The sequence below is a fragment of the Nonomuraea sp. NPDC050202 genome (genome assembly GCF_040656115.1).
Taxonomy (GTDB): Bacteria; Actinomycetota; Actinomycetes; order Streptosporangiales; family Streptosporangiaceae; genus Nonomuraea.
The window spans coordinates 1-3,924 of record NZ_JBFALF010000107.1 but is presented as its reverse complement, the minus strand read 5'-3'; the positions used below and the strand labels follow the sequence as shown (position 1 = coordinate 3,924).

Here is a 3,924-nt window from a genome sequence, read left to right as displayed (position 1 = left end):
GTATGCGTCGAGGATGGCGTCGTAGGCGGGCGGCAGCCGGGTGGGGCGGGCGCCCGGACGGCGCTTCGTAATCTCGGAAGCGGATCCGGGCGCCTACGAAGGGCTGGGGTGCGCAATCTCGGAAGTCACTCTTGGGAGTCTACTTCCGAGATTGTGTCGATCTCGGAAGTATGGGATTGCCCGGCGCGGACAAGAACGCTTGCTCATTGGGAGCCCGGCGGGTAGCACGAGATCGGACCGCGGGCGCCACATCCTGCGTATGGGCTACTGACATGGGGGGTCAGCGGGGGCTGCTGGCGCCTGCCTGCAGGAGTTTGGCCAGGATCGCGCTCAACTGGCCGCGCTCGGCGGGGGTGAGGGCCTGGAAGGTGTCCTCGAGGAAGGCCGGGATCAAGGCTTGGGCCTGGGCGAGCCGCCGGCGGCCTGAGTCGGTGATGGTGACGGCGTAGGAGCGCCGGTCGTGGGGGTTGCGTTCCCTGCGGACGTGGCCCGCTTGTTCCAGGTCGTCGCAGATGCCGACCATGACGCTGCGGTCGATCCGGAGTTCCTCGCTGAGTGTCTGCTGGGAGCAGGGGCCGACGGCGTCGAGCATCTGGAGCACGAGGTGTTGCCCGACTCCGAGCCCTTCCTCGGTGGCATGTACGTCTGCGGCGCGGGCCACGGCGGCCGAGGCCCGGCACAGCGCGATGTCGAGCCGCTCGGCGGCGAGCCGGGGAAAGTACGCCGTTCCACGGTCCGTCGTTCTGGTCGTTGTCGCCATCACTCTCCCTCGTGCGTTCAGCCGCCAGCCTACCGCACATCCATCTCCAAACAGACTGTTTGACAGCAGATGATTTGCAAGCATACGGTCCAAACGTCTGTCAGCCAATTGTTTGCATACAGATGGAGAGTGATCGTGACCCGAACCAATGGCCGCCAACAGGCGGCCCTGGTGTTGTTGTGCGCCGCGGTGTTCCTGGACTCGATGGACCTGTCGTTGATGGGCGTGGCCCTGCCCGCCATCGGGCGTGATCTGTCGCTGCCGGAGAGCACTCTGCAGTGGCTGATGTCCGGCTACGCGGTCGCCTACGGCGGTTTCCTCCTGCTCGGCGGCCGTATCGCCGACCTGTTCGGCCGCCGCCGGGTGTTCCTGCTGTCGCTGGCGGTGTTCGCGGCGGCGAGTCTGGCCGGCGGGCTGCTGTCGGAGGGATGGCCGCTGGTGGCCACCCGGGTGATCAAGGGGGTGGCGGCCGCTCTCACCGCGCCGGCGGCGCTGTCGCTCATCACCACCACCTTCGCAGAGGGGCCGCAGCGCAACCGGGCGCTGGGGGTCTATTCGCTGGCCGGGGCGACCGGCTACACCGCCGGGCTGATCGCTTCCGGCCTGCTGACCGAGATCAGCTGGCGGCTGGTGTTCTTCCTGCCGGTCCCGATCGCCCTGCTGGTGTTGGCCGCAGCGCCGCTGGTGCTGGCACGCGGCGTTCGGCCGCCCGGGGCGCGTGAGGGGTTCGACGTCGCCGGCGCGGCCGCGGTCACCGGCGGCGTGTTGCTGCTGGTGTTCGCGCTGACGGAGAAGAGCTGGCCGGCCGGTGTCGTGGCCGTGCTGCTGCTGGGCGCCTTCGTCGTCATCGAGCGCCGGCGGTCCGCGCCGCTCATCCCGCTGGAGGTGTTCAGGTCCGGTACCGTGGGCGCCGCCAATCTCGCGGCGCTGGCCTGGGCGTGTGCGACGATCGGCTGGCAGTTCGTCGCTGTGCTGTATCTGCAGCAGGTGCTCGGCTACACCGCGCTGGCCACCGGGCTCGGGATCGTTCCGATGGGTCTGGCCATCGTCATTGCCGCCAACCTGGCCGGCAGGTTGATCAGCCGGTGGGGCCTGGGGCGGGTGGCCGCCGCCGGGATGCTGGTCCAGGGCGCGGGCATCCTGTTGTTCCTGCGGGCCGGGGCCACCGGCGACTACGTCACGATGCTGCTGCCCGCGCTGGTCGTCCACGGCATCGGCAACGGGCTGTCCTTCCCGAGTCTCAACATCGCCGCCGTCGCCGGCCTGCCCGACGAGCGGCAGGGACTGGCCTCGGGACTGGTCACCTCCGCCGTCCAGATCGGCGCCGGAATCGGCGTGGCGGTGCTGGCGGCGATGATGACGCTCGGCGGATCCGCGCTGGCCGGATACCGGATCGCCTTCCTGATGGCGGGCGGTTTCTCCCTGCTCGGCGCCCTCGTCGCCGTCTTCGGCCTGCGCCCCCGCCGCGCCGCACCAGTTCCCACCCCGACCGCCTGAAGGAGACACATCGTGACGCTAAATCTCACCCCGGACCAACTGCTGAGCACGACCCGCGCCGTGCGCAAGCGCCTTGACTTCACCCGCCCCGTGCCACGCGAGCTGATCGAGGAGTGCGTGGACCTGGCCGTGCAGGCACCCACCGGGCGCAACCGGCAGCGCTGGCACTTCATGGTCGTGACCGAGGCCGAGCAGCGCCGGGTCGTGGCCGACATCTTCCTGCGCGCCCTGGCCGTGGCCGGCGGCCAGCCGCTGACCGAGCGAGATGTGTGGCGGATGAACTACCATTCCGGCTCCACCGAGCGGGTCTTCGACGGCCTGCGCCACCTGGCCGACAACATCCACCGGGTGCCCGCGTTCGTCATCCCGGGCGTGGAGGGACGCACCGACCGCGCCCCGGTGGCCGTGCAGGCCGGGGCGTGGGGATCGATCCTGCCCGCAGTGTGGAGTTTCATGCTGGCCGCCCGGGCGCGCGGCCTGGGCACCGTGTGGACCACCGCGCAGGGACCGCTCGAACGCGAACTGGCAAAGGTGCTCGGGGTTCCGTACGAGAAGGTCATGCTGGCGGCGTTCATCCCGCTGGCCTTCACCCTCGGCACCGACTTCAAGCCCGCCCCCCGCATCCCGCGCGAGGAGGTCCTGCACTGGGAACGGTGGTGAGCACGCTTGCCAGGCCGCCCCGATCTCAGGGACGGCCTGGCAAGCGGCGCCGGACCACGGGCAGGGGCGCCCGGGGGTGCGATTTCCCCCGGGCGACCCGACCTCATTGGGCCTCGGAGAACGCCGACGCCTCCCGCGAGTTATCGGTGACCTCGGGGAAGTCCTCGACGGGCGTCTGAAGTGGGGGCCTACAAGGTGGCGCGCAGGCAAGATCGTGTTCAGGCTGCTTGCTCCTCGATGTTGAGGTGGACCTCCATGCCCTCCAGCGGCGCGTTCAGGTCGTAGATGTAGTCGCCAAAGCGGCGTACGTTGTCCTCCTGGTAGGGCGACATGATGACGACGTCGGCGCGATGCACCGTCTCGCCCTCGCTGCGCAGCTGGTTGAGCACCCGGGACATGTCCAGCGTGGTCTGGTACATGACCAGGTCGGCGACCAGGGTGTTGACTTGATCGCCTTCTCCTGCTCCTCCGGTTCGTTCTCGGCGATCACCCCGTTGTTGCCGAACCCGATCCACTTGGAGAAGTTGTTGTAGGACTCGACCATGTTGGTGGCCCGGGTGATGTTCTCCCGCAGTGTGGCGTCGGAGATGTACCGAAGCAGCACCATGGTGCGGATCACGCGGCCCAGCTCGCGGAAGGCGCGGTAGATCTTGTTGCGTTTGGAGTCGTGCCGCAGCCGCCGCAGCAGCGTCATCGACGACAGCTCGCCTTCGCGGATGGAGATGGCCACCTTCATCAGGTCCTGCCAGTTGTTCTCGATCAGCTGCCAGTTGATCGGCTCGCCGAGCAGCGCGTCGATATGCCGATAGCGGACGCCGGGCTCGGGTCGGTGGAAGGTCAGGTCCCGGAAGTTGCGGATGCGCGGCAGCAGCTCGAACCCGAACAGATGCGCCAACCCGAAGACCGGGAACGACTTTATGTGGACACTGTCCAGCGGCCCCGGCTCGGAGTCCAACGGTCGCGAATCGCTGTAGCGAGCTTAGAGCGCCTTGCCATGCAGAACTTTG

At 68.6% G+C, this 3,924-nt stretch carries 3 protein-coding genes and 1 pseudogene; 2 read left to right on the top strand and 2 right to left on the bottom strand.

Features of this window, described 5'->3' with window-relative positions:
* Positions 1 to 280 precede the first annotated feature (280 nt).
* Complete coding sequence (locus AB0I79_RS63155) at positions 281 to 760, bottom strand: MarR family winged helix-turn-helix transcriptional regulator (protein ID WP_357896311.1); 480 nt, start codon at positions 758 to 760, stop codon at positions 281 to 283.
* Between the two features lie 135 nt (positions 761 to 895).
* Between AB0I79_RS63155 and AB0I79_RS63150 the strand changes: the two genes are divergently transcribed.
* Together AB0I79_RS63150 and AB0I79_RS63145 are read left to right on the top strand one after the other, a co-directional pair.
* A complete protein-coding gene (locus AB0I79_RS63150; protein WP_357896308.1) occupies positions 896 to 2,257 on the top strand; it encodes an MFS transporter in 1,362 nt (453 codons plus the stop codon).
* A 12-nt stretch (positions 2,258 to 2,269) separates the two neighbouring features.
* Positions 2,270 to 2,917, top strand: a complete 648-nt coding sequence (locus tag AB0I79_RS63145) for a nitroreductase family protein (RefSeq protein WP_357896305.1) — start codon at positions 2,270 to 2,272, stop codon at positions 2,915 to 2,917.
* 218 nt (positions 2,918 to 3,135) lie between these two features.
* On the opposite strand, the pseudogene AB0I79_RS63140 reads toward AB0I79_RS63145, so the two are convergent.
* Positions 3,136 to 3,812, bottom strand: a pseudogene (locus AB0I79_RS63140) (Tn3 family transposase).
* Between the last annotated feature and the right edge of the window lie 112 nt (positions 3,813 to 3,924).